The organism is Paenibacillus artemisiicola (genome assembly GCF_017652985.1).
GTDB classification, from domain to species: domain Bacteria; phylum Bacillota; class Bacilli; order Paenibacillales; family Paenibacillaceae; genus Paenibacillus_Z; species Paenibacillus_Z artemisiicola.
Window position 1 is genome coordinate 55,396 of sequence record NZ_JAGGDJ010000007.1, and the last position, 21,614, is coordinate 77,009.

Consider the following 21,614-nt stretch of genomic DNA (forward strand, 5'->3'; position numbering starts at 1 on the left):
CATCCTCCTGTTGCGTGTTGCTTGGATCTAAGCTGTCGATGCGATTGTCGTTCGTGCCTTAGCGATGAAGCAGGTTGTACACGATTTGAGCCGCTTCGGCGCGGGTCGTCATGCCCTTCGGATCGAAGCTGCCCGCGCCGTGTCCTTGCACGAGGTGCAGCGAAGCCGCCGCGTTCACGTACGATACCGCCCAAGGCGCGATCTTCGCTTGGTCCTTGAACGCCATGCCATCGGAGCCGGCCGGCGTGCTGCCGCCCGCATGCGCGTAAGCGCGCATCAGCATGACGGCCATTTCCTCGCGCGCGATCGACGCGTTCGGATCGAACGCCGTGCTGCTCTTGCCTTGTACGATGCCGGCTTGAACCGCGATGGACACGTCGTCCGCGAACCAGTCGGACGCGTTCACGTCCGCGAAGGAGGCTTGTCCCTTCTCCGTCAGGTGCAGCGCGCGAACGAGCTGCGCGACGAATTCCGCGCGGGTGACGCTGCGCTTCGGTTCGAACGCGCTCGCGCTCGTGCCATTGACGATGTGCTGCGCCGTCAGCTCGCGGATGACGTCCGCGGCCCAGTACGTCGCCGGAACGTCGCTGAACGATTTGTCGTATTCGAGTACCGCGTATTGACTGAAGTGGCTGATTTGCGCCGTCATGTAGCCGTCCTTGTACGTGCCGCCGATGAATTCCAGCTTGCCGTCATCGGCGATGTAATACACGCCTGCAAGGGCCGGATCGACGCCTGCGCCGACTTTCAGCTTAATCGTGATCGGCTGGCCGAAGGTCGAGAGTTCCGTCGTCTTGCCGTCCGCCGTCGTAACGGTCAGACGGAACGCGTAGATGTCTCCCGCCGGCTTCAGGTCCGCCCCGGAGGACGTTTCGCCCTTCGCGATCGCCTGCGCCGCTTCTTCGCTTGTCAGCGGCATGAGCTGCAGCGAAATCGTGCTGCTTCCTTGCGCGTCCGCCGGCACTTTGCCGATCAGCGCTTGGAGCAGATCGCCCGGAACGGTCAGCGCGAGGTCGCCCGCGTTCAGCGCGAGGCTGCCGCCTTTGAGCGTATTCGCGAGATCCGCGCCCAGCTTGACTTCCTGCGTGCCTGCCGGAAGCGTAACCGACTTGGCGCCGCTGCCGTTATCCGTCAGACTTCCGGCCGTGACCGTGTAGGTCGTCGTTGCCGGAGGCGTCGTGACCGGCGGGATGTAGCCGCCGCCCGTGTCGCTGCCGCCAGCCGGGGTCACCGACAGCTCTCGGCTGTCCCGTACGCGAATTCGGTTGCCCAGCGAGTATTTGCCGCTCAAGCCGATAGCCTTCAGCGTGTCGCCGACCTGCATAGCCGGTACTTGCACGCCGCTTTGATTAACGATGTAGCCGTCCACGAAGACGGTGACGTCGCCGGAGCCGTCGTCGATGATATACGTGCTGCTATCCTTGATCTCTTTGACCGTGCCCGACACTTGGACCAGTTGACCCTGGTAGGCGTCGGACACCGAGTCCGCCGTCGAAACGTTCTTCGGCTCCACCGGGGTGCCCGACTTCAGCACCACGATGCTGTTCGCGAACCTATCGAATACCAGCTCCTTGTCGTTCTCGAAGGTGCTGATCTTGCCGTAGACGCGAACCGTATCGCCGAGCTTCAGCGAGTCTGCCGGCACTTCGCCGAACGCGACGACGCCGCCGGACGCATCCTGAATGTAAGCCGAATCATAGAACGCCGTCGTCGTCACTTGCCCTTCGATCACGACGCTCGTGCCTTCCGGCTGCTGGCGTACTTCGTTGATCGGCATGACTTTTGGTTCGCGATTCGTAAGCCAGTTGACGACGTTGACGGAGAACGGAATATTGTTCGTCGGACCGTCGTTCTGCGTCATCTGCTTGTCGTTGAAAATGTTCATGCCCGACAGCACGATGCGGCCTTTGCCGATCTGTTCGGAAGCCACGAGCGGAATGACCGAGCCGCCCTTGACGTCCGTCAGCGCCGGACCGTTCTTGCCGTTCGAAGTATAGACGTTGTACGGATACGTATCCGACTTCACCTGTGGACTATCCTGGAATGTGGTCTCGTTGCCGCGCGCCAGAATCGTCACGGTATCGCTGTCGGTCAGCGCCTTCTTGCCGCCGCTGCCGTCATTGGCGGCCAAGCTCGAACCGCTGTAGAAGTCGAGCAGCGGAATGAAGTCCGTCACCCCGCTAGCGACCGGCGAATTGTGCAGGCGCAGCGAGAAGTTCGAGGTAAGCGGCGTCGACCAGAAGTTGCCCTCCTTCGTCTCGTCGAAGACGCCGTCGTTGTTCACGAGCATGCCCGAGCCGATGCCTGCGAGCAGGCTGTTCAAGTTTTGCGGCGTGCCGTTGTAATTGCTCTTCTCGCTCATCAGGAGCGAGCCGCCGCCTTGGACGTACGTTTTCAGCACGTCGATTTCGGCCGGCGTGTACTCCGTGCTCGGGTGCGTGACCACGAGAACGCCGACGTCGGCGAGAAGCGAGGCGGTCAAAGCCGTTTTATTCTCGATGACCGTGTACCCTTGCTGCTTCAGCGTCAGCGTCAGGGACGTCAGGTTATCTTTGTACGTGCCCGTGTCGCTTGTCGTATTCTCGTTGCTGTGCGTCGCGTCAATCATGACTTTAATGCCGAGCGGCGCCTTGACGCTGAGCGCTTGCTCGAATTTGTTGTCGCCCAGATCGTTGCCGTCCCCGGCCTCAAGAACGACGATCAGCTTATGGTCGCCCGCTGTCGGGTTTGCCCAGCTGACGCTGGCGGTCGCGCTCTGGTTCGATGCCAGCGATTCGATCGTCGCGTCGCCGATCAGATGCTCCGCATCGATGCTGTCGTAGTAGAAATGCGCCGTCAAATTCGTCAGGCTGATCGTGCCGAGGTTGGACAAGCCCGCCTTCAGCGTCGCCGGCACGCCGGCGATGGCCGCGCCTTCCGCGATGGACAGGTCGTTGACCTTCACGGACAACGGATCCTGCGGCGACCAGATCGGCGCGGAATACGTGCGGTCGCCGTCCTTCTGCGTCACGCGGATGACGAACCATTGCTGGCCGCCGACCACGTTCACGCTCGGCTTCCAGTTGAACGAAGCGCTGTCGCCGGACGGCGTGTACGTGTCGATGACGCGGCCGCCGTTGGTAACCAGCTCGACCTTCGCGACATTGTCGTTCGAAGGCGTCTTGATGAAGCTGTATTTCGGATCGCTGGCGCTCTCGGATACCGGATCGCTGCCCGTCACGTCGAAGTTCAGCGTCTTCGAATCGACGGTCGCGCCCATGTAATAGCCGTTGGCCAGGACGTCCAATTGCGCGTTCGGATCTTCGCTGAAATACACGTGCATGTTGCGCATCGCGTCAAGCAGCGATTCCTGCGAAAGGTCTTTCGCGACGATGATCGTGCGTTCTTTCGTTTGGCCCCATGTGCCGTCATGGTTGTCTTCGCCGTACGTCGGCGCGACATGCCAGCCCAGGTCGAGCGCGCTGAAGAATTTGTTCTCCGCGTTCACGTACGAATAGTTGCCCGAGCCGTTGCCGACTTCCAGCATCGTGAACAGCTTGTCCACGTTTTTGTCGTACGGAATGAAATTGTCGAACGCGTTGGCGCCCATCGCCGGATGGTTGAACTGCGCCACGATGTTGTCGTAGGTCAGCGTCCATGCGTAGTAGTTTTGCAGGCTTTGGTACTTGCCGCCGTTCTGTACGCGGTCGATGAAGTTCGTCGTGCCGAAGACGTTGGAGTGGCCCCACGTCGTCGAAGTCATCTCGAACGCCGGGAAGACGACGAAGCTGCCGTCCTTCGTGTATTGGTTGGCCAAATCCTTGGTCAATTGCCAATCCGAACCGCCCGTCCGTTCCGGCATGCCGTTATGGTCGACGGTGTCTTGCCCGACCAGATTCGCGTCGATGTCATGCGAATGGTCGGAGAACGCGAAGTAATCGTAGCCATGCGCCTGCGCTGCCTTCAGCGCGTCTTCAGGCGTGCCTTGCGCGTCATGCGAAATGTTCGTATGGTTGTGCGTCGTCCCCCGGTAGTGGTTGCCGCCGGTGAACCGCTCCAGCACCTCGAACGTCCAGGAATGCGTGGATGCATTGCCCAGCTTGTCTTTGCCGCTCACTTGAACCGTATGCGTGCCGACCGCCAGATCGTCATCCGACGTCAGCGTCAGCTTGATCTGCGTCTCGGACAGCTCGGCCTTGGACGTCAGGTTCTTGCCGTCGATCGAGATGGCGAGCGCGGCCGTATCGACGCCGTTCGGATCGTCGACGTTCACGGACACGGCCGGATGATAGCTCTCGACCCGATCGCTTGGCGCCGGCTGCTCGTTCGAGTACGCCGGTCCGTCCGTATCCTCGACGACCGGTACTTCGTGCGGTTCCGCGGCGGTACCGGAATTTTGCTTCGGTTGGCCGGACGTTTCCGCTTCGATGTAGTACAGGACTTTCGCTTTCGCCGCGTTCACGTTTTCTTTCGGAATTTTGGCGTTGTAATTCAGGTTGTCGGTTGCGACCATCGGAATCGAGGCGAAGCTTGCGTCGCCTTCGTTCTTATAATAGAGCGTTACGGAATCCGCGTATTTGACCTTCGCGGTGAACGGAATGTCCAGTCCGACGTACGCTTTGGTCAACGGCGTATGGCTGAACTGCATGTCGCCTTTAATATCCGCCGCGTTTCTTGGCGCGAGGTAGTAGCCGCTTGTGTATGGCGAACCCCACTTGGTCTGCTCCACGATGCCCGTGAAGCCGAATGCGTCGCCCAGCGAAACCGCCGTATTGACGTCAATGCCCGAGTTTGCGGCGATCTTCACGTTAGCCACGTTGCCGGCATCATCGGCGATCGTAACGTTGAATTCCGGACCGTTCGCCGGAATGTTCGTCACTTTGCCGCGAACTGTAACCACGGTGCCTTCCAGCGGCTCGGCTTTCGCGGAGCTGCTCAGGTCGGCTACCGATGCGGAAGCCGCGGCCACCGGAGCGTCCATCCCTTCGTCCGTCACCGTCGTCGGCACGAACTGCATGGAGCCCGCCGCGAAGGCTACTTTGCCTTCGAGCAGCACCTTATGGCCGGGTTGAATCGTCTCCGCCGGCGCCTGCGCGCTGACGACATGAATGCCGCCCGTGCTATCCTGCACGTAGTAGCTGGCGTTCTCCGTGCCGACCGCCTGGTTGGCGGACGTTACGATGCCTTCGATCGTCGTGGCGTAGCCGACGTTCAGCGGAACGCCGTTCGCGTCCGTGCCGTCGATGCTCGCGATCGTCGACGATGCCGCCGGCGCCGCGTCGACATGCGCGTAGAAGCTCTCCGGCTGCGCGCCGTCCTTGTACGTCACGTAGACGGCTCCGCTGCCTTGCGCGTCATTAAACGTCAAGTGGAAGGAACCGTCCGCTCCCGCCGTCGCGGATTGGCCGGCCGCCGTTACGGCGCCGTTCGTCACGACGTACGCTTGGACGGACGCGGATGCCGGCACGGAGCCCGCGACGCCCGTTACGGTCGCGCTGCCCGCCGCGGTGGCGAGCGTGATTTTCGACGCATCCGGCGTCGTCATCGATTTCGAGTTGTGAATGACGATTTCTTTCGGATCGGTCTGCACGTCCGGCGCGTTCAGGACAAAGTCGTTAGCCGTGTTCCGGTTGAAATAACCGTTGCCGAGACCGAACGCATGCCGCGGATCCGAACCCGCATCCGTCTTGCGTACGATGGCGCCGCCCTTGATGCTGCCGTTGTAGAACGGCGCGCCCCAATGGTCGGTCTTCAACGAGAAGTTCTTGTTCGAACCGTCGCCGAACGCCACGATGTCGATCGCCCGCGGATCGTCCTGATCCGTCAGGCCGGTCGTGGAGTAGGCGAGCGTGATAATGCCACCCGCGCTCGCGCTCGGGCTCAGCGCGGAGCCGGCCGCTTGGTCGGCCGCGATCGGCAGCGGACCGCCCGTCGTGCTCGTGCTTCCGGAGACGAGGTAGTAGCCGTGCGCCTTGATCGTCCCGGTCAGCTTATAGCCGCTGCCGATAGTGCCGTTGCCCGCGGACGTATAGACAAGCGCCCACTTATTGTTGAAGCTGATGTCTTGGTTCGTACGGTTGTACAACTCGAAATATTTCGTGTTGTAGAACGCGCCGCCGTTGCCGCCGTTCGCGTACAGCTGGCTGATGACGACGTCGCCTGCCGTGTACGTCGCCGGCGTCGATACCGCAACCGTAGCGGAAGCGGTAAAATTCCCCTCAGCCGTCGTTGCCGTAATGACGGCCGATCCGGGCGCGACGGCCGTTACTTTGCCGGTACCGTCGACCGTGGCGGCAGCGGCGTTGTCGGATGACCATTGCACCGCTTTATTCGTCGCGTTGGCCGGCTGCACCGTCGCCGTCAGCTGGCCCGTCTGGCCGGCGTCGAGCGACAGGCTGCTCTTGTCGAGCGTAACGCCCGTTACGGCGATCGGCGTATCGTCGACCGTCACTTGGGCCGTCGCCGTGAAGCCGCCGTCCGCCGTCGTGACCGTGATCGTCGCCGTTCCGACGCTCACCGCCGTCACGGTACCGTTATCGACGGTCGCTACCGCGGCGTCGCTGGACGTCCAGGTAACGGCTTTGTTCGTCGCGTTGCTCGGCTGAACGAAAGCCGTCAGCTTATCCGTGCCTCCCGTGGACAGCGTCAGCGCCGCTTTGTCGAGCGTGACGCCCGTCGCGCTGACCGGCGTCGAGGTGCCGATCGGCGTGCCGTATACCGTGATGTTGCCGATTCGGCTCGTGCCGCCGGATCCGATCGGTTTATCGTTGACCGCTAAAGATGCGGCATCTATTCGCCAGCGCACATAAACCGTCGGCGAATCGTTTACATCGGTTGGCAGCACATGGTTGCTGATAACGCCTGTCGTGTTATCGTTCGCTACGTTATACGTACCGCCGTCCGTTTTCCATGTCGAATTGTCAGTGCTGTATTCCAGCAAAAAAGTTTTCGGCCCCGTTGCGGAGCTCTGCTGTACGGAAGACAGCGTAATGTTGTCGTAGCCAGTCGTGCTGAGCTTCACCAGCCAGTACGAGGTTCCTGCCGACCAGCCGCTTGACGTGACCGAAATCGGGCTCGTTCCGACGACTGACATCGGTAAGGTGGATCCTACGGGGCCGATAACGGTCGCGGGATTCCCCTTGTTCGCCGCGATGCCGTCGTTCGCATAATACGTCGTCGCATCCGCGGCGTTAAAATTGCTCCACTGCGCCAACAACTCCGGCGCCCCGTCCGCGCGCGCCGTCCGCGGCTGCGGAAGCAGCATGCCGGCCAGCAAGACGAACGTCAGCGCCAGCCCGATCCACTTCCGGTTAGTACGTATAAAAGACTGCATTTCCGAGGTTCACGCTCCCTAAAAATATGTAATGCCCATTGATGACCGCACGACCTTTGCCCTATGCCATCAAAACGATTTCTGCGCTAATTCAGTCCACCCACTCCTCTGCTGCAATCCCATCCACCCGACCCGTTAATCGTAACCCGACATATGTTGAAAAATAGCAAATATGCAGCGTATAAAGTATAAACCACCACTTTTGCGGATACCGCTTAAGAGATTGTAAAGGACCGAGCGCGAAACTCCGTTTTAATCGGGTCAAACATCCGGGAATTCGCGATAATTCGACAAAAATGGCTCCAAGGCCTACTCGCCTGGAGCCATTTATTTTGGATTAATTTACAAACTATTCATAAACCGCCGGCACGGTCCGGACACAACCCGCGCCAACCCTGGCGTTATGCTGCCCTACTCAAGCCTCCTGTTCGCCGAACCCGCCCAGGATCATCCGGTCCAGCGTCGTGCCGGCGACGACCATCGGATAGACGTTCTCGTCCATCGGCACCATGAACTCGACGAGCACGGGCGCCGGCGTGTCGAGCGCTTCCCGCCAGGCCTGCCGGGCTTCCGCCTTCGTGCTCGCCCGCAGGCCCTTAATACCGTACGCTTCGGCCAGCTTCACGAAATCGGGGCTGCCCGCCAGGTCGATCTGGCTGTAGCGCCGCTCGTACATGATCTCCTGCTGCTGCTTGACCATGCCGAGCACCTGATTGTTAATGACGACGATCTTAACCGGGATATTATGGATGGCGCATACCGCCATCTCCTGCGCGCACATCTGCATGCCGCCGTCGCCGTTGATCGAGACGACGAGCCGTCCGGGATTGCCGAGCTGGGCGCCGATGGCCGACGGGAAGCCGAAGCCCATCGTGCCCATGCCACCGGAGGTGATCAGCGACCGCGGCCGGTTGAACTTGTAGTAATGCGCGGTCCACATTTGATGCTGGCCGACGTCCGTCGTCACGATCGCGTCGCCGCCCGTCGTCTCGTGGATCAGCTCGATGACGAACTGCGGCTTCAGTTCGGTCTCCGAATCGCGGTACCGCAGCGGGTACGCCGCCTTGTTCGCCCGCAGCTCCGCGAGCCAGGCCTCCGACCGGGCCGGCTTGGCCGCTTCGTTCGCGAACCGCAGCACGTCCTTGACGTCTCCGATGCAGACGATGTCCGTCCGCACGTTCTTGCCAACCTCCGCCGGGTCGATGTCGATATGGGCGATCGTCTTCGCCAGAGGCGCGAAGCCGTCCAGCTTCATCGTCACGCGGTCGTCGAACCGCGCGCCGATCGCGACCAGCAGGTCCGCACGCTGAATCGCCATGTTCGCCGCGTATTCGCCGTGATGGCCGGGCATGCCGAGCCACAGCTCGTGACTGCTCGCGAAGCCGCCGAGCCCGAGCAGCGTGGTGACGACCGGAACCCGGGTCTGTTCGGCAAACGCCAGCAGCTCGGCCGACGCGTTCGCGTAGACGACGCCCCCGCCGGCGATGATGACCGGCCGCTCCGCCGCCGCGATCGCGCCGAGCAGCCGCTTTACTTCGCCGGGATCCACGGCCGGCGCCGGCTCGTAGCCCCGGACCCGCGGCTCGTCCTCGGCCGGCCGGTACGCGAAGCGCTGATTGGACACGTCCTTCGGAATGTCGATCAGGACCGGTCCTTTGCGGCCGCTGTTCGCCACGTAAAACGCTTCGCGGACGATGCGGGGCAGGTCGCCCGCGTCCCGTACGAAATAGCTGTGCTTCGTGATCGGCATGGTGATGCCGACGATGTCCGCCTCCTGGAACGCGTCCGTGCCGATCAGGCCCGTCGGCACGTTGGCGGTGATGACGACGAGCGGCACGGAATCCATGTACGCCGTGGCGATGCCGGTCACGAGATTCGCCGCGCCCGGTCCGGAGGTCGCGAGGCAGACGCCGACCTTGCCCGTCGACCGCGCGTAGCCGTCCGCCGCATGCACGGCGCCCTGCTCGTGCCGCGCGAGCAGATGCTTGAAGTCCGGATTGTCCGTCATCGCGTCGTAGATATTCAGCGCGCTGCCGCCCGGATAGCCGAATACGCACTCGACGCCTTCGGCCAGCAGGCCGCGCAGCAGCGCTTCCGAGCCGGTGATCGTCTCCGGCTCCGGCGGGTACTCTCCGCTCGCCGCGGCGGAACGCCGCTCCTTCTCATTCGTTTCTCCCGCCTGTTCCGATTGCCCCGACTGCTCCGTCCGTTCCGCTTGGCTCTCCTGCTCCGTTGTTCCATTTCCCGCTTGCTCCGCCTGTTCCATCCATTCCATTCGTTTCATGCCCGGTTCCTCCCGAATCGAAAATAACCTCTTCCTCCCCTCGCGGCAGACGTCGGCTGTCTGGCCAAGGGGCGAAAGAGGTCGATCGTTCGCGGTACCACCCGGGTTCGCCGAAACCTTGCGGCTTCGGCCTCTCGAGGCAGGGAGCGCCCTTGCGGCGCGCCTGCCTGCGGCACGGTAACGTGTGCCCGTCCGTCCGAGCCTACGCCCGCTGCGCCGGCATAGGCGCCAGCCGCGGGTTTCGGTCGGCCGCTCCGAGAGGACATCGCGCAGGGACTTAAGGCGAAGGTTTCAGCGTTCCCCCCGCTCTCTGGACGTAAGCACGTCCTGCGCTTTCTTCTCTTCATCGCGTTCGCCGTATAAGCCAAAAACCCCTTTCCTCCGAAGGCGCAGACATCCTGTCTGGCCAAGGGACGAAAGGGGTTCGATTTCGCGGTACCACCCTGGTTTGCCGACTTCTCGCGAAGCCGGCCTCATGAGGCGAGGAGCGTTCGCCGTGCGATCGAAGCGATCCGGCGCGTCCTGCCTGCGGCACGTTAACGGGTGCCGGCCCGTTCGCGCCTACGTCTCGCGCCACCGGGCATCAAGCGCCGGGGCCGGGATGTCGGGCGACCGCTCCGAGGGCGACATCGGACAAGGGCTTCCGGCGAAGGTTTCAGCTTTCCCCTCGCTCTCTGGACGGAAGGACCGTTTGCCTTTCTTTCTCATCATCGCGTTGTCTGAATTTTCATTATCTTAGCACAAGGCCGAACCGTTGGCAATCCGGAATCCGATCGCCGCGGGAGACGGCAAATCCGCCGTTACCCCTTGACCGCCCCGTCCGTGATCCCCTGGATGACCCAGCGCTGGAAGAACGCGAAGATCAGCACGATCGGAATCGAGGCCAGGATCAGCGAGGCGAGAATAAGCGCCCAGTCCCGGCTGTACTTGCCGAAGAACATGTTGATCGTCAGGACGAGCGTGTATTGGCGGAAGTCGTTCAGCAGCAGCACCGGCAGCAGGAAGTCGTTCCACAGCCAAAGCAGGTTCAGCACGACGATGGTGAACGTGATCGGCAGCAGCAGCGGGAAGATGATCAGGAAGAACCCTTTCCATTCGCCGCACCCGTCCATGCTCGCGGACTCGTCGAGCTCCCGCGGGATGCCCTTCACGAAGCCGTGGTAGAGGAAGATCGCCATGTTGACGCCGAGTCCCGCGCAGACGACGCCGAGTCCGAACGGCGAGCCCTGCAGGCCGAGGTCGCGGGCCATCTTGGTCAGCGTGACCATGATCGTCTGGAACGGGATGAGCATCGACGCGACGAAGAGCATGAAGATGGCGTTGCTGAGCTTGCCGCGCGTGCGGGACAGCTTGTAGCCCGCGAGCGAGCTGCAGGCGACGATGCCGACGATGCCCGTCACCGTGACGACGACGGTGTTCCAGCCGCTGTGCAGCATGTTCGCTTTCTTGAACGCTTCGGCGTAATTATTGAATTTCAAGGCGGACGGCCAGCCCAGAACGGAGCTGTACACCTCGCCCTCCGTCTTGAACGAATTGACGATGGCCATGTAGATCGGGAACAGGAAGTAGACGGCCAGCAGGGCGAGCACGACCCACCCCAGCACGGAATAGACGCGCTTGCTCATGCTTCCACCTCGCGCTTCTTCATGACCGTCACCTGAATCATGGTAATGACGAGGATGATCAAGAACAAGATGATCGCCTTGGCGCTGGCATACCCGTAACGGTTATTGCCTTGATACGCTTCCTCGAGGATATTCATCGTAATGACCTGCGTGCCGCGTCCGGGACCGCCCCCGGTCAAGGCGTAGACGAGGTCGTAGATCTTGAACGAGCTGTTCAGGGTCAGGAAGATGCAAATCGTCAGCGCGTGCGCGATCAGCGGCAGCGTGATGTAGCGAAGCATATGGAACGGCGTCGCCCCGTCGATGATCGCCGCTTCCTTCAGATGCTGCGGAATGCCCTGGATGGCCGACATGTAGATCAGCATCAGGGTGCCGACGCCGCCCCAGACGGAGACGAGCAGGATCGACCAGAACGAGATCTTGGGATCGCCGAGCCATGACAAATCCAGAAAACCGAACAACGCGTGCTCGGACAGCGCCGGAATGACCTTCGAGAACACGAACACCCACATGAACGTGCTGATGATGACGCTGAGCATGTTCGGCATGAAGAAGATCGTCCGGAACAGTCCCTTCGCCCGCGTGCGGGATTCGATCAGCAGCGCCAGCAGCAGGGCGAGCACGTTCGTGAAAATCACGTCGAAGACGACGTATTTGGCGGTAAACAGGATCGCCGTGCGGAAATACCGGTCGTCCCGCAGCGCCTCGACAAAATTCTGAATGCCGACGAAGCCGTACGTCTTGTTCAGACCGTTCCAGTCCGTGAAACTGTAGTACGAGCCTTGAAGCATCGGGATGACCAGAAACAGCAGGTAGAGCACGAAGGCGGGCAGCACGAACAAAATGAGCGACACGGTCGCCTTGCGGCGTCGGCTCGTCATGGTTGCATTCACTCCTTAGGGAAGACGCGCCCCGCTTCCGCCCGCGCTAGAGGGCGGCGAAAGCGGGGTGCGCTCGTTGTGATCCGGGTCCGGTCGGTTACTTGTTGGCCGCGTTGGCTTCCTTCCACGCTTTGTCCAGGTCCTTGATGACGTCTTCCTTGGACAGCTTCTTGTCGTAGTAGGATTGCAGCGCCTTGCCCGACTCGTCCTTGACCGCGGACGGAATAGCGGGATCGCGGTAGGATTGGCCCTTGTTCACGTACACGGCGGCGTCTTCCACCCAAGGATACGGCTTGAACGTATGGTTCTTCGATACCGGGTTGAACTTCAGGCTTTGGTACAGGTCGTTCGACGCTTGGTCGTCGAGGATGAAGTTCAGCAGGTCGATCGCGACGTCCTTGTTCTTGCTGTTCGGCGGCACGGACAAGGCCGTGGATACCGAGACGTTGATGCGGAGCGAAGCCGGGTCGTCGTTGATCGGCAGCGGCGCGACGCCGAATTCCATCTTGTCGTTCATCTTCAGGATGGCGTCCGCGTCCCACGTGCCCTGCACCCACATTGCCGCCTTGCCATTGGCGAAGTCGGCCGCGCCGTCGTCGTTGCCCTTCTCGAACGCGCGGTCCGTGCCGTTCGCGTTGACGAGATCGATGATGTCGAACATCTCCTTGATGTCGGCGAAGCTGCCTTGGTCGCTGTTCATTTTATCCATGAAATCCGTATGGCTGCTGTTCACGAGCCCGCCGACCGTCAGCGGCAGGAACAATTGCGGAATCCAGCTTTCCTTGTAGCTGAGCAGGAACGGCGCGATTTTATTGTCCTTCAGCTTCTGCACGACCGCTTTCATCTCGGTGAGCGTCGTCGGCGGCGTAAGGCCGAGGTCGCTGAATATTTTCTTGTTGTACAGGTAGCCCCACGACAAGCTCTCCATCGGCACCGCGACGACCTTGCCGTCCATCGAGACGAGGTCCTTGATGCCGTCGATCAGCTTGCCCGCGAGCGGCTGGTCGGAGAGGTCGGTCAGGTAGCCGGCCTTGTAGAAGGACGGCATGTCGTTGCCGGCGTGCAGGCTGAAGACGTCCGGCACGTCGCCCGTGGCGAGGCGGGTCTTGAGGATTTGCGGGGCGTTGTCCGCGCCCGGATATTCGGAGTTGAACGTCACTTCGATGTTCTTCTCGGCTTTCTCTTTTTCCGCGAATTTCTCGAAGTACCCGTCGAACTGCTCGCGGAACCGGTCGAGACCGCCCAGGAAGATCTTGAGCTCGACCTTCTTCGGCGCGGCCGCCGGTTCGTTGCCGCCCGCCGTATCGGCCGGCTGATTGTTCGCCGCCTGGTTGCCCCCGTCGCCGCCCGCGCTGCCGGCATTGGCGCCGTTGTTCGAATTGCCGCCCCCCGACGAGCAGGCTGCCGTCAATCCCAGCAATGCAACCGCTGCCAAGATCGAAATGGATTTCTTCATTACAAGACCTCCCTAGGTTGTGATAACGCTTACGTAACGAGTATAACGGGGAGGCGTCGCGCTTGGCATTGGACCGCATTTGCGCGTTGTTATGGACGATATTGATATTCCGCGGCGCTCGCTAGGCGATTGCTAGGCACTTGCTCAGCGCTCGTCTGCCGCTTCCCGCCGCGCCTGGGCCGGCGTCATGCCCGTGATTTTCTTGAAGATGCGGTGAAAATACGTCAGGTCGGAGTAGCCGACGGCCTCCGCCGCGCTCTTGATCGACGCGGACGCCTGCAGCAGCCGGTTCGCCTCCTCCACCCGCCTCGTGATGATGTAATCCATCACCGTCGAGCCCGTCGCCTGCCGGAACGTCCGGGACAGATGCTCCTTGCTGACGAAGTAGAGCCCCGCGACCGATTCCAGCGTGATCGGATCGGCGAACGAACGGTCGATGAACCGCCGGATGTCCTCGATGTCGATGCGGTGCTTGCTGCGGCGGAGCTGGATCGTCTGCTCGAGCACCGCCCCGTACGCGGCGCGCAGCATGCCGATCCATTGCTCGAGCGGCGTGAAGTCCGTCACGAAGAACGAACCCGCCTGCTCCGGCAGGGCGGACGCGTCGTCGGCGCCGGCCTTGGCCGCGAGCTCGCCGAGCAGCAGCATGAAATGCTTGTAGAGCAAATGGTACAGCCCCGGCGCCGCCTGCGCCTGCGTCCGCAGCAGCGCCTCCAGCGACGCGAACGACTCCCGGACCGCGCCCGCCTGCAGCTCCTGGAACTGCCGCGAGATCAGCTCCTTGTATTCCGTGACGACGCTCATGACGTCCTTGCCGAGCGGCTGCGCGGCGTGCAGCCCCCGGGCGATGCGCAGCTCCGACGCCGCCTTCTCCAGCGCCCGGTTCAGCTCCTCCGCCTGGACCGGCTTCAGGATGTATTCGTCGACCTTGGAGAGGATCGCCTGCTTCGTGTACGCGAAGTCGTCGAAGCCGCTGATGACGATCTTGCGGATGAACGGATAGTCCTCCGTCAGCTTCCGCAGCAGCTCCGCGCCGTCCATCCCGCGCATGCGCATGTCCGTGATGACGATGTCCGGATGGATCTCGTCGATGATCCGCAGGCCGCTCAGGCCCTCCTCCGCCTCCTCGACTTGCTCGATGCCGAAGCGCGTCCAATCCGCGAGCCGCTTGATGCTGTCGCGCGTCCAAAATTCGTCGTCGATGATGACCGCCTTCATTCCGTTTCTCCCTCCTCGATCGCGGGTATAAGCAGCTTGACCGTCGTGCCCTTGCCCGCCTCGCTCGAGACGAACAGGCCGTATTCCTCGCCGAACAGCAGCTTGATCCGCGCGTTGACGTTGCTCATGCCCATGCCGTCGCCGTGCTCGGGGCCGTCCGCCGGCTGGCTTAGCCGGCGGCGAATCTCCGCCAGGCGCGCGTCGGGAATGCCCGCGCCGTTGTCGGCGATGTCGATTTCGATTTCGTCGAGCACCTTCTCCACCCGGATCGCGATCGTCCAGGCGTCCATTTTGCCCTCCAGGCCGTGGAAGAAACAGTTCTCCACGATCGGCTGGAGCGAGAACTTCGGAATCCGGCAGCCGAGGCAGTCCTCGTCCGCCTCGATCCGCACGCCGATCATGCTCTGGAACCGCAGCTTCTGGATGTGCAGGTAGTTCTCGACGTGCTCGAGCTCGTCGGCGACCGTGACCAGGTCGGACTTCATCCGGATCGCGTAGCGGAACAGGTCGCTGATCGCCCGGACGTGATCGTTGATCTCCGGGACGTGGCGGGACAGCGCGATGCCCCCGATCGCCTGCAGGGCATTATGCAGGAAATGCGGGTTGATCTGCGCCTGCATCGCCTTCACCTGGGCCGTCCGCTTCTCGATCGTCGCCTTGTACTCCGTCTGGATGAGCTCCTTGATCCGGCCGAGCATGGAATTGAACCGTCGCTCCAGCGTCCCGATCTCGTCGCTGCGCGGCTCGCGGATGTCCACCTCGAAATTTTGGATCTCGACGGCCTTCATCGACTTCGTCAGCCGGATGATCGGCCGCGTCGTCACGTACGCGATCAGCACCGACGCCGCGATCGCCACGATCGCGAACGCCAGCGCCGTGAACAGGCTGAAGTTCAGCGTCGACGACGCGCCCTCGGTGACGTACGCGATCGGGATGAACTTCACGATCCAGACCTGGCCGGAGACGCTCGGCTGGTAGAACAGGAAGCCGCGCTTCGATTCCGCATACCCAGGACCGTCCGGGCCGGAGAGCGCCGCCTTCACCGTCTCCTTATCGGTCGTGATTCGCTCGCCGTACGGATTGTACATGACGTTGCCGTCCGCGTCCGCCACGAACACCTCGCTGTTGGCCTCCGAATGGACCATGTCGAGCACGCTGTTCATCATTTTCCACCGCACCTCGAGCATGACGCCGCCGAGCACCTCGCGATCGGAGAAGCGGTTCATGCTGCGCACGATGGAGAACGTGTTCTTGCCGTTGTTGAGGAGCAGGTTCAGGCTGTCGTGCGTCCGTCCGATCTCGCCCCAGTCCGCCTGCGGCGTCTTCAGCTGGTCGGTCGAGACGCCGGCGTCCTTGTCGACGACGTACAGCCGGTCTTGGGATTTCAGGTACAGCGCGATCTGGGCGATGTTCTTGTTGTTGGCGCTGTAGAGCGACTTCAGCCGGTCGAGCGTGTATTGGTTCACGAACGACGGCGCCCCCGCGCCCTGGACCGGGCCGCCGTTGGCGTTGGGAAACAACGTGTTGTCGAGGAGGAGCGAGTAGGAGACCGCCTGCAGCTGGTCGAACTTCTCGTCGAAATATTTCGAGGCCCACTCCATCCGGGATTCGTTCGAACGGATGACCTCCGTCGCGAGCGACTTCTTCGTCGTGTTCGTCGCGAACAGCGTGACGAGCGAGAGCGGCAGCACGGCGATGAGCACCATGAGCAGCATGAGCTTGTACCGGAGACTGAGCTGGAAGGGGCGCGCGATTCCGCGCCAAGCTTGTCGGGTCCATCTGAGCATCGGGGAGCATCTCCGCTTCGTGTAGAATCGTGTAGAATCGTGTAGGATGGCGTCTACTGCCAGTTTGCCTCCTGCCAAGCCGGGTTGTCAACGCTTCCATTGTTGGAAACCGCGTGTTTGGCGCGAATGCGTGCGCGGACGCAGAGGGAGAATTGCCCGCCGGCTGCCCGGCGCGCGCGGAACCGGTCGTGCCGAGCCGCCAAGAAGCCGGCGCTGCAATGCGCCTTAACCCGTGCACCAGTGCCTGCGCGCCAATTCGCCCGAGCCGGAGCGCCAATGCGCCTGACCCTTCGCGCCAAGCGCCCTAGCAGGAAGAAATCGGACAAAACGCCGTTTCGCCCTCCCCTTTCGCGCGCCGCTTGGTATAATACGAGATGTAAAGGAGTGAGCCACGGATGAGCCGTTATATCGATCGCTATATTCGCAACGAGAAGGAAGAAGCCCGGGTCCGGAAAATCGAGGCGCTGGCCGCGCGCTTCGCGGAACGGGCGGAGCGCCACGACCGGGAAGGGTCGTTTCCGTTCGACAACTTCGCGGACCTGCGGGAAGCGGGGTACTTAAGCATCACCGTGCCGAAGGAGTACGGCGGGGAAGAAGCATCGCTGCGCGAGCTCGTCCTGCTGCAGGAGCGGCTGGCGTACGGGGACGGCTCGACCGCGCTCGCCGTCGGCTGGCACGTCGGCCAGCTGCTGCATCTGCGGACGACCCGCAAATGGCCGGACGCGGCCTTCGCCGGGCTGTGCCGGGACATCGTCGCGGACGGCGCGATGATCAACACGTTCGCGAGTGAAGCGGCGACGGGCAGCCCGAGCCGCGGCGGACGGCCGGAGACGGCCGCCGTGCCCGCCGAGGGCGGCGGCTGGCGGATCACCGGCCGCAAGACGTTCAGCACGCTGTCGCCGATTCTCGACCGGTTCGTCGTCACCGCGTATATCCCGGACGAAGACGCCACGGGCGAATTTCTCGTCCGCCGGGGCGACGGGGTGACGATCGTGGAGACGTGGGATACGCTCGGCATGCGGGCGACCGGCAGCCACGACGTGGTGCTGGACGGCGCCTACGCCGCGCCGGAGTGCCGGCTGACGGGCAAGGGCACGGACGACGGGGCCGGCTGGATGCTGCACATCCCGGCCTGCTACATGGGGATCGCGTTCGCCGCCCGGGACTTCGCGCTGAACTTCGCGCGCACGTACCGCCCGAACACGATGGATAAGCCGATCGCCGCCCTGCCGCCGGTGCAGCAGCAGATCGGCGAGATGGAGATCGCGCTCCGCTCGGCGCGCGCGCTGCTCTACGAGGCGGCGGACCGCTGGGACCGCGAGCCGGAGGGCCGGACGTCGCTCAAGCCGGAGCTCGGCCTGGCGAAATACGCCGTGACCAACAACGCGCTGCGGATCGTCGACCTCGCGATGCGCATCGTGGGCGGCGCGAGCCTGTCGCGCAGCCATCCGCTCGAGCGCTATTACCGCGACGTGCGCGCCGGCCTGCATAACCCGCCGATGGACAACGCCGTCGTCGCGAACCTCGCCGCCGCCGCGCTGGGCGAGTCCATGCCCGGTTAAGGCGCGAGGGGCGGAAGGCGCGCGGAACGCAACACGGCCGTTGCGCAAGAATAGCCCGGGCAACATTGCCCGGGCTATTCCGGTTGCGGCCATGCGCGTTCCTGCAACGCTTCCGTCCGCGGCCCCATGCTCCGCACGCTCATGCAGACCGTCGCCCGTCGCGCGCCAGCCTGCTAGAACAAATCGTCGCCGGCCCGCTGCGGCGCGTCCGGGTCGCCTTTCAGGAAATACTCGTAATCGCCGAACCGGGACAGCGCCTCGTCGTCGGCCAGCCATACCCACTCGTCGATCTCCGTCTGGCAGCGGTGCGCGCGGAACGCGGCGAGCTTCGCCTCCAGATGGGCGCCGACGTCGACCTTGATGACGTCCTTGCGGGTATAGCCGTAGCGCTTCGGATGCTCCATCGCGTCGCCGAACGTAATGAAATAGAGCGCGCCCTTGCTTGCGGAGCGGCGAAACGCGGCGGTCGCCGCTTTGCCGATCGCGCAATGGTCCGGATGGCCGCCGTACCGCTCGTGGAACGTCAGCACGACGTCCGGCCCGATCTCGCGGATCAGCGCCTCGATGCGCCCCGTCAGCGATTCCTCGTCCTCGAACTCCACCGTCTTGTCGCGGATGCCGAAGAAGATGAGTTCGCCGATGCCGAGGCAGTCGCATGCTTCGCGCAGCTCCTGCTCGCGGGCGGCGGCCATCGTTTCCCGGTTCAGATACGGCGGATTGCCCATCCGGCGGCCCATATCGCCCTTCGTCGCGCTGACCAGCGTGATCTCGACGCCTTCGCTCGCGTACTTGGCGAGCGTGCCGCCGCAAATGAACGTCTCGTCGTCGGGATGGGCGAATACCGCCAGCAGCCTGCGCGTCTCATGTGCTTGCGTGTTCATTCCGGAAACGGCTCCTTTCCAAGGTGGAGCGCGGTATGCATGCGTCCCCTGTCGTCGTAGCCGGCCAGCAGCAGGCGGCCGTATTCGTCGGTTTCGAAATGCGTGAGCGCTTCCATGCGCAGCCAGCCGTGCCCGTCGAACCGGAGCGCGGCGCGGAAGGACGGCGCCTCGCCCGCGAGGTAGGCGTGGGTCACCTTGACCTTGAAGTTGCGGACGAACACGAAGGACGTCGCTTCGCTGTGCACGTACGCCTCCGTCCCGACGAACCGCCGGAGCTCGGCTTCCGCTTGCGGCTTGTTGATTTTAATCATCGCACAGGATCCTTTACCGGTTATTTTTTTGAAATCAGGCTTATTGTAGCACGAATGGCGGCGGGCGCCGAGTCCGTAAAGCACCGAAAACGCGGCTGCCGCGTGCGGTAAGCGTTTGCGCGCGAAGAAGCCGGGGCATCGCCGCCCCGGCTTCTTCGCGCTGCCGCCGTCCGCCTGCGCTCCCCGACGATCGGCGCGCCGCGCGCGTTACCGCTTCTTCGCCTTCTTGGCGCCCGCCTTCGCTTCGTTCTCCGCGATCCGGTGCGCGACGATCCGGCGGATCAGCTCCGCGGGCAGCGGCTCGCCGAACGGGAACTGCACGGCGCCCTTCGAGCTCTTGTACGCGGCCAGCTCGTCCTTGAACGCCGCGATGCCGTTCGCGGTCGGATAGAAGCCGATATGCTGCTTGTTGGCCGCGTAATACACCAGGATGCCGTGCTGCTCGAAGGCCGGCATCCCGTAGCTGATCTTCTCCTGCGCGCCGGGCGCCGCCTCGCGGATGAGCGCCCGCAGCCGCCGCAGCTCCGTCCGAACCTCGGCGGGACAGGCGTCGAGGTAGGCGTCGACGGCAGCCGGGGCCGTTCCGTTGTCTGCCATGGCCGTTCCTTTCCCGGGCCGCCGTTAGGCGCCCGTCCGCGGTCCCGCCGCTTGCGCTTCTTGGCGCCCGTAGCCTTCGAACTGCGGCAGCCAGCCGCGGTTCGCTTCGAACAGCTCGTCCACCATGCGCCGGATCTCGTCCAGGCTGCAGACGGCGGAGGTCAGCGGATCGAACGCGACCGCCTGGAAGATTTTCCGCCGGTCGCCCGTCAGCGCGCCTTCGACCGCCAGCTCTTCGCAGCGCGCGCTCGTGTTCACGAGAATCGCCAGATGGTCGGGGAGCTTGCCGACATGGATCGGCTCGAGGCCGCGGCGCGACGCCAGCACCGGCACCTCGACGCACGCCCCTTCCGGCAGGTTGTCGATCAGGCCGAAATTCCGCACGTTGCCGTTGAACTTGAACAGCGTGCCGTCGCCGAACGCCGCGTTGAAAATATACGCCGCGTATTCCTCGCCGCGCGCGAGGTCGATCGGCGCGTCCCGCCACTGCTCCATCTGCTGCTGCCACTGGTTCTTCATCTTCTCGCCGTACTTGACGATGAGGCCGTACTCGCCCGGATTCCAGCCCGTCCCGTGGAGACAGTATTGCTCGATGAGCTCCGGCCGCTTGCGAAACCACGCGTTGTACTCCGAATTATGGCCGCTCGACTCCGTCACGTAGTAGTCCAGGTGCAGGAACATCTCGTTGCGGACGATCTCTTCGTTGTAGACGGCGGGTTGGTTCGCCACCGCGTCCCGGATGAGCGGATAGGCATCCTCCCCGTTCCACTTGAAGTCGAGGTAAAACGCCTGGTGGTTGATGCCGGCGCACGTATACGTCACTTCCTCCATCGGCGCGCCGATCCAGCCGGCCAGCATGGCCGCCGTCCCCTGCACGCTGTGGCACAGCCCCGTCACCTGCACCTTCGTCTCGCCCTGCAGCGCGCGGCAAAGCATCGCCATCGGGTTGGTGTAGTTCAGGACGATCGCGTTCGGACAGATGCGTTCGACGTCGCGGCAAATGTCCAGCATCGCCGGCAGCGTGCGCAGGAAGCGGAATATGCCCGCCGGTCCGCGCGTGTCGCCGATGTTGATGTCGACGCCGTATTTCTTCGGGATTTCCACGTCGTGCCGGTACACGTCCAGATCGCCGACGAGAATCGTGATCACGACGCCGTCCGCGCCGCGGAGCGCCGCTTCGCGGTCCGTCGTCGCCTCGACGGCGACGTCGCCGTAGCCGCCGGCGGCGATGATGCGCTCCACCGCGGCCTGCGCGAACGCGAGCCGGTCCGGATTGACGTCCATCAGAGCAATCGTGCTGTCTTGAAACGCGGGGAAGGTCAGCAGGTCGCGCACCAAATTTTTCGTAAACACCAAGCTGCCGGCGCCGATAAATGCGATTTTCGCGGTCATGCCAGTTCCTCCTTCAAGGGCGTGGAATAGGTGCGGCTGCGCTCGCGACGCGGCGCGGCGAAAGCGCAGGCTAGTAACGATATTCGCCGCCGTTCCCCCAAAACCTTCCAGAAAAGCGGATTGGTTTGCGTGGACAACCGGAGGTTGGACATGCAGCATTCCGCGGCAAAAGCGGATTGGTTTGCGTGTACAACCGGAGGTTGGACGCATTCCGCTTTAATCGCAAGTGCCGCCCGGGCGCGCATCTACCTGCCGGCCCGAATGCGCAACGCAAAAAAGGGTCCGCCTCTCAACGAGGCGAACCCTTC

12 protein-coding genes are annotated in these 21,614 nt (G+C 63.0%); 1 reads left to right on the forward strand and 11 read right to left on the reverse strand.

The window, feature by feature from the left end; all coding sequences use genetic code 11:
• Positions 1–58: 58 nt before the first annotated feature.
• The 7 genes from I8J29_RS12685 to I8J29_RS12715 form a co-directional block, all read right to left on the reverse strand.
• A complete protein-coding gene (locus I8J29_RS12685) occupies positions 59–7,312 on the reverse strand; it encodes an Ig-like domain-containing protein (protein ID WP_208847967.1) in 7,254 nt (2,417 codons plus the stop codon).
• 415 nt (positions 7,313–7,727) lie between these two features.
• Complete coding sequence (gene ilvB / locus I8J29_RS12690) at positions 7,728–9,596, reverse strand: biosynthetic-type acetolactate synthase large subunit (RefSeq protein ID WP_240546138.1); 1,869 nt, start codon at positions 9,594–9,596, stop codon at positions 7,728–7,730.
• Between the two features lie 800 nt (positions 9,597–10,396).
• The gene (locus I8J29_RS12695) at positions 10,397–11,221 is read right to left on the reverse strand and encodes a carbohydrate ABC transporter permease (protein WP_208847968.1); all 825 of its coding nucleotides are present in this window, start codon (positions 11,219–11,221) and stop codon (positions 10,397–10,399) included.
• Positions 11,218–12,102: a carbohydrate ABC transporter permease gene (locus I8J29_RS12700; RefSeq protein ID WP_208847969.1), complete on the reverse strand. Its 885-nt coding sequence runs from the start codon at positions 12,100–12,102 to the stop codon at positions 11,218–11,220. Before I8J29_RS12700 ends, I8J29_RS12695 begins: the two co-directional genes overlap by 4 nt.
• Positions 12,103–12,199: 97 nt before the next feature.
• Complete coding sequence (locus tag I8J29_RS12705; protein ID WP_208847970.1) at positions 12,200–13,558, reverse strand: ABC transporter substrate-binding protein; 1,359 nt, start codon at positions 13,556–13,558, stop codon at positions 12,200–12,202.
• A gap of 144 nt (positions 13,559–13,702) precedes the next feature.
• Positions 13,703–14,776 carry a response regulator transcription factor gene (locus tag I8J29_RS12710; RefSeq protein ID WP_208847971.1) on the reverse strand — a complete coding sequence of 358 codons (1,074 nt, stop codon included), beginning with the start codon at positions 14,774–14,776 and terminating at the stop codon, positions 13,703–13,705.
• Positions 14,773–16,563, reverse strand: a complete 1,791-nt coding sequence (locus I8J29_RS12715) for a cache domain-containing sensor histidine kinase (protein WP_208847972.1) — start codon at positions 16,561–16,563, stop codon at positions 14,773–14,775. The genes I8J29_RS12710 and I8J29_RS12715 overlap by 4 nt, the downstream gene beginning before the upstream one ends.
• Before the next feature lie 395 nt (positions 16,564–16,958).
• On the opposite strand from I8J29_RS12715, the gene I8J29_RS12720 reads away from it, so the two are divergent.
• Positions 16,959–18,125: an acyl-CoA dehydrogenase family protein gene (locus I8J29_RS12720; RefSeq protein ID WP_208847973.1), complete on the forward strand. Its 1,167-nt coding sequence runs from the start codon at positions 16,959–16,961 to the stop codon at positions 18,123–18,125.
• Between the two features lie 173 nt (positions 18,126–18,298).
• On the opposite strand, the gene I8J29_RS12725 is transcribed toward I8J29_RS12720, so the two are convergent.
• The 4 genes from I8J29_RS12725 to melA all read right to left on the reverse strand — a co-directional run bounded on the left by I8J29_RS12725 (position 18,299) and on the right by melA (position 21,306).
• The gene (locus tag I8J29_RS12725; RefSeq protein WP_208847974.1) at positions 18,299–19,006 is read right to left on the reverse strand and encodes a PIG-L family deacetylase; all 708 of its coding nucleotides are present in this window, start codon (positions 19,004–19,006) and stop codon (positions 18,299–18,301) included.
• A complete protein-coding gene (locus I8J29_RS12730; RefSeq protein ID WP_208847975.1) occupies positions 19,003–19,317 on the reverse strand; it encodes a DUF1806 family protein in 315 nt (104 codons plus the stop codon). The genes I8J29_RS12725 and I8J29_RS12730 overlap by 4 nt, the downstream gene beginning before the upstream one ends.
• A 207-nt stretch (positions 19,318–19,524) precedes the next feature.
• Positions 19,525–19,914 (reverse strand): iron chaperone, encoded by a 390-nt coding sequence (locus I8J29_RS12735; RefSeq protein WP_208847976.1) that lies wholly within the window; start codon positions 19,912–19,914, stop codon positions 19,525–19,527.
• Positions 19,915–19,938: 24 nt separating this feature from the next.
• Positions 19,939–21,306: an alpha-galactosidase gene (gene melA / locus I8J29_RS12740; protein WP_208847977.1), complete on the reverse strand. Its 1,368-nt coding sequence runs from the start codon at positions 21,304–21,306 to the stop codon at positions 19,939–19,941.
• Positions 21,307–21,614 lie beyond the last annotated feature (308 nt).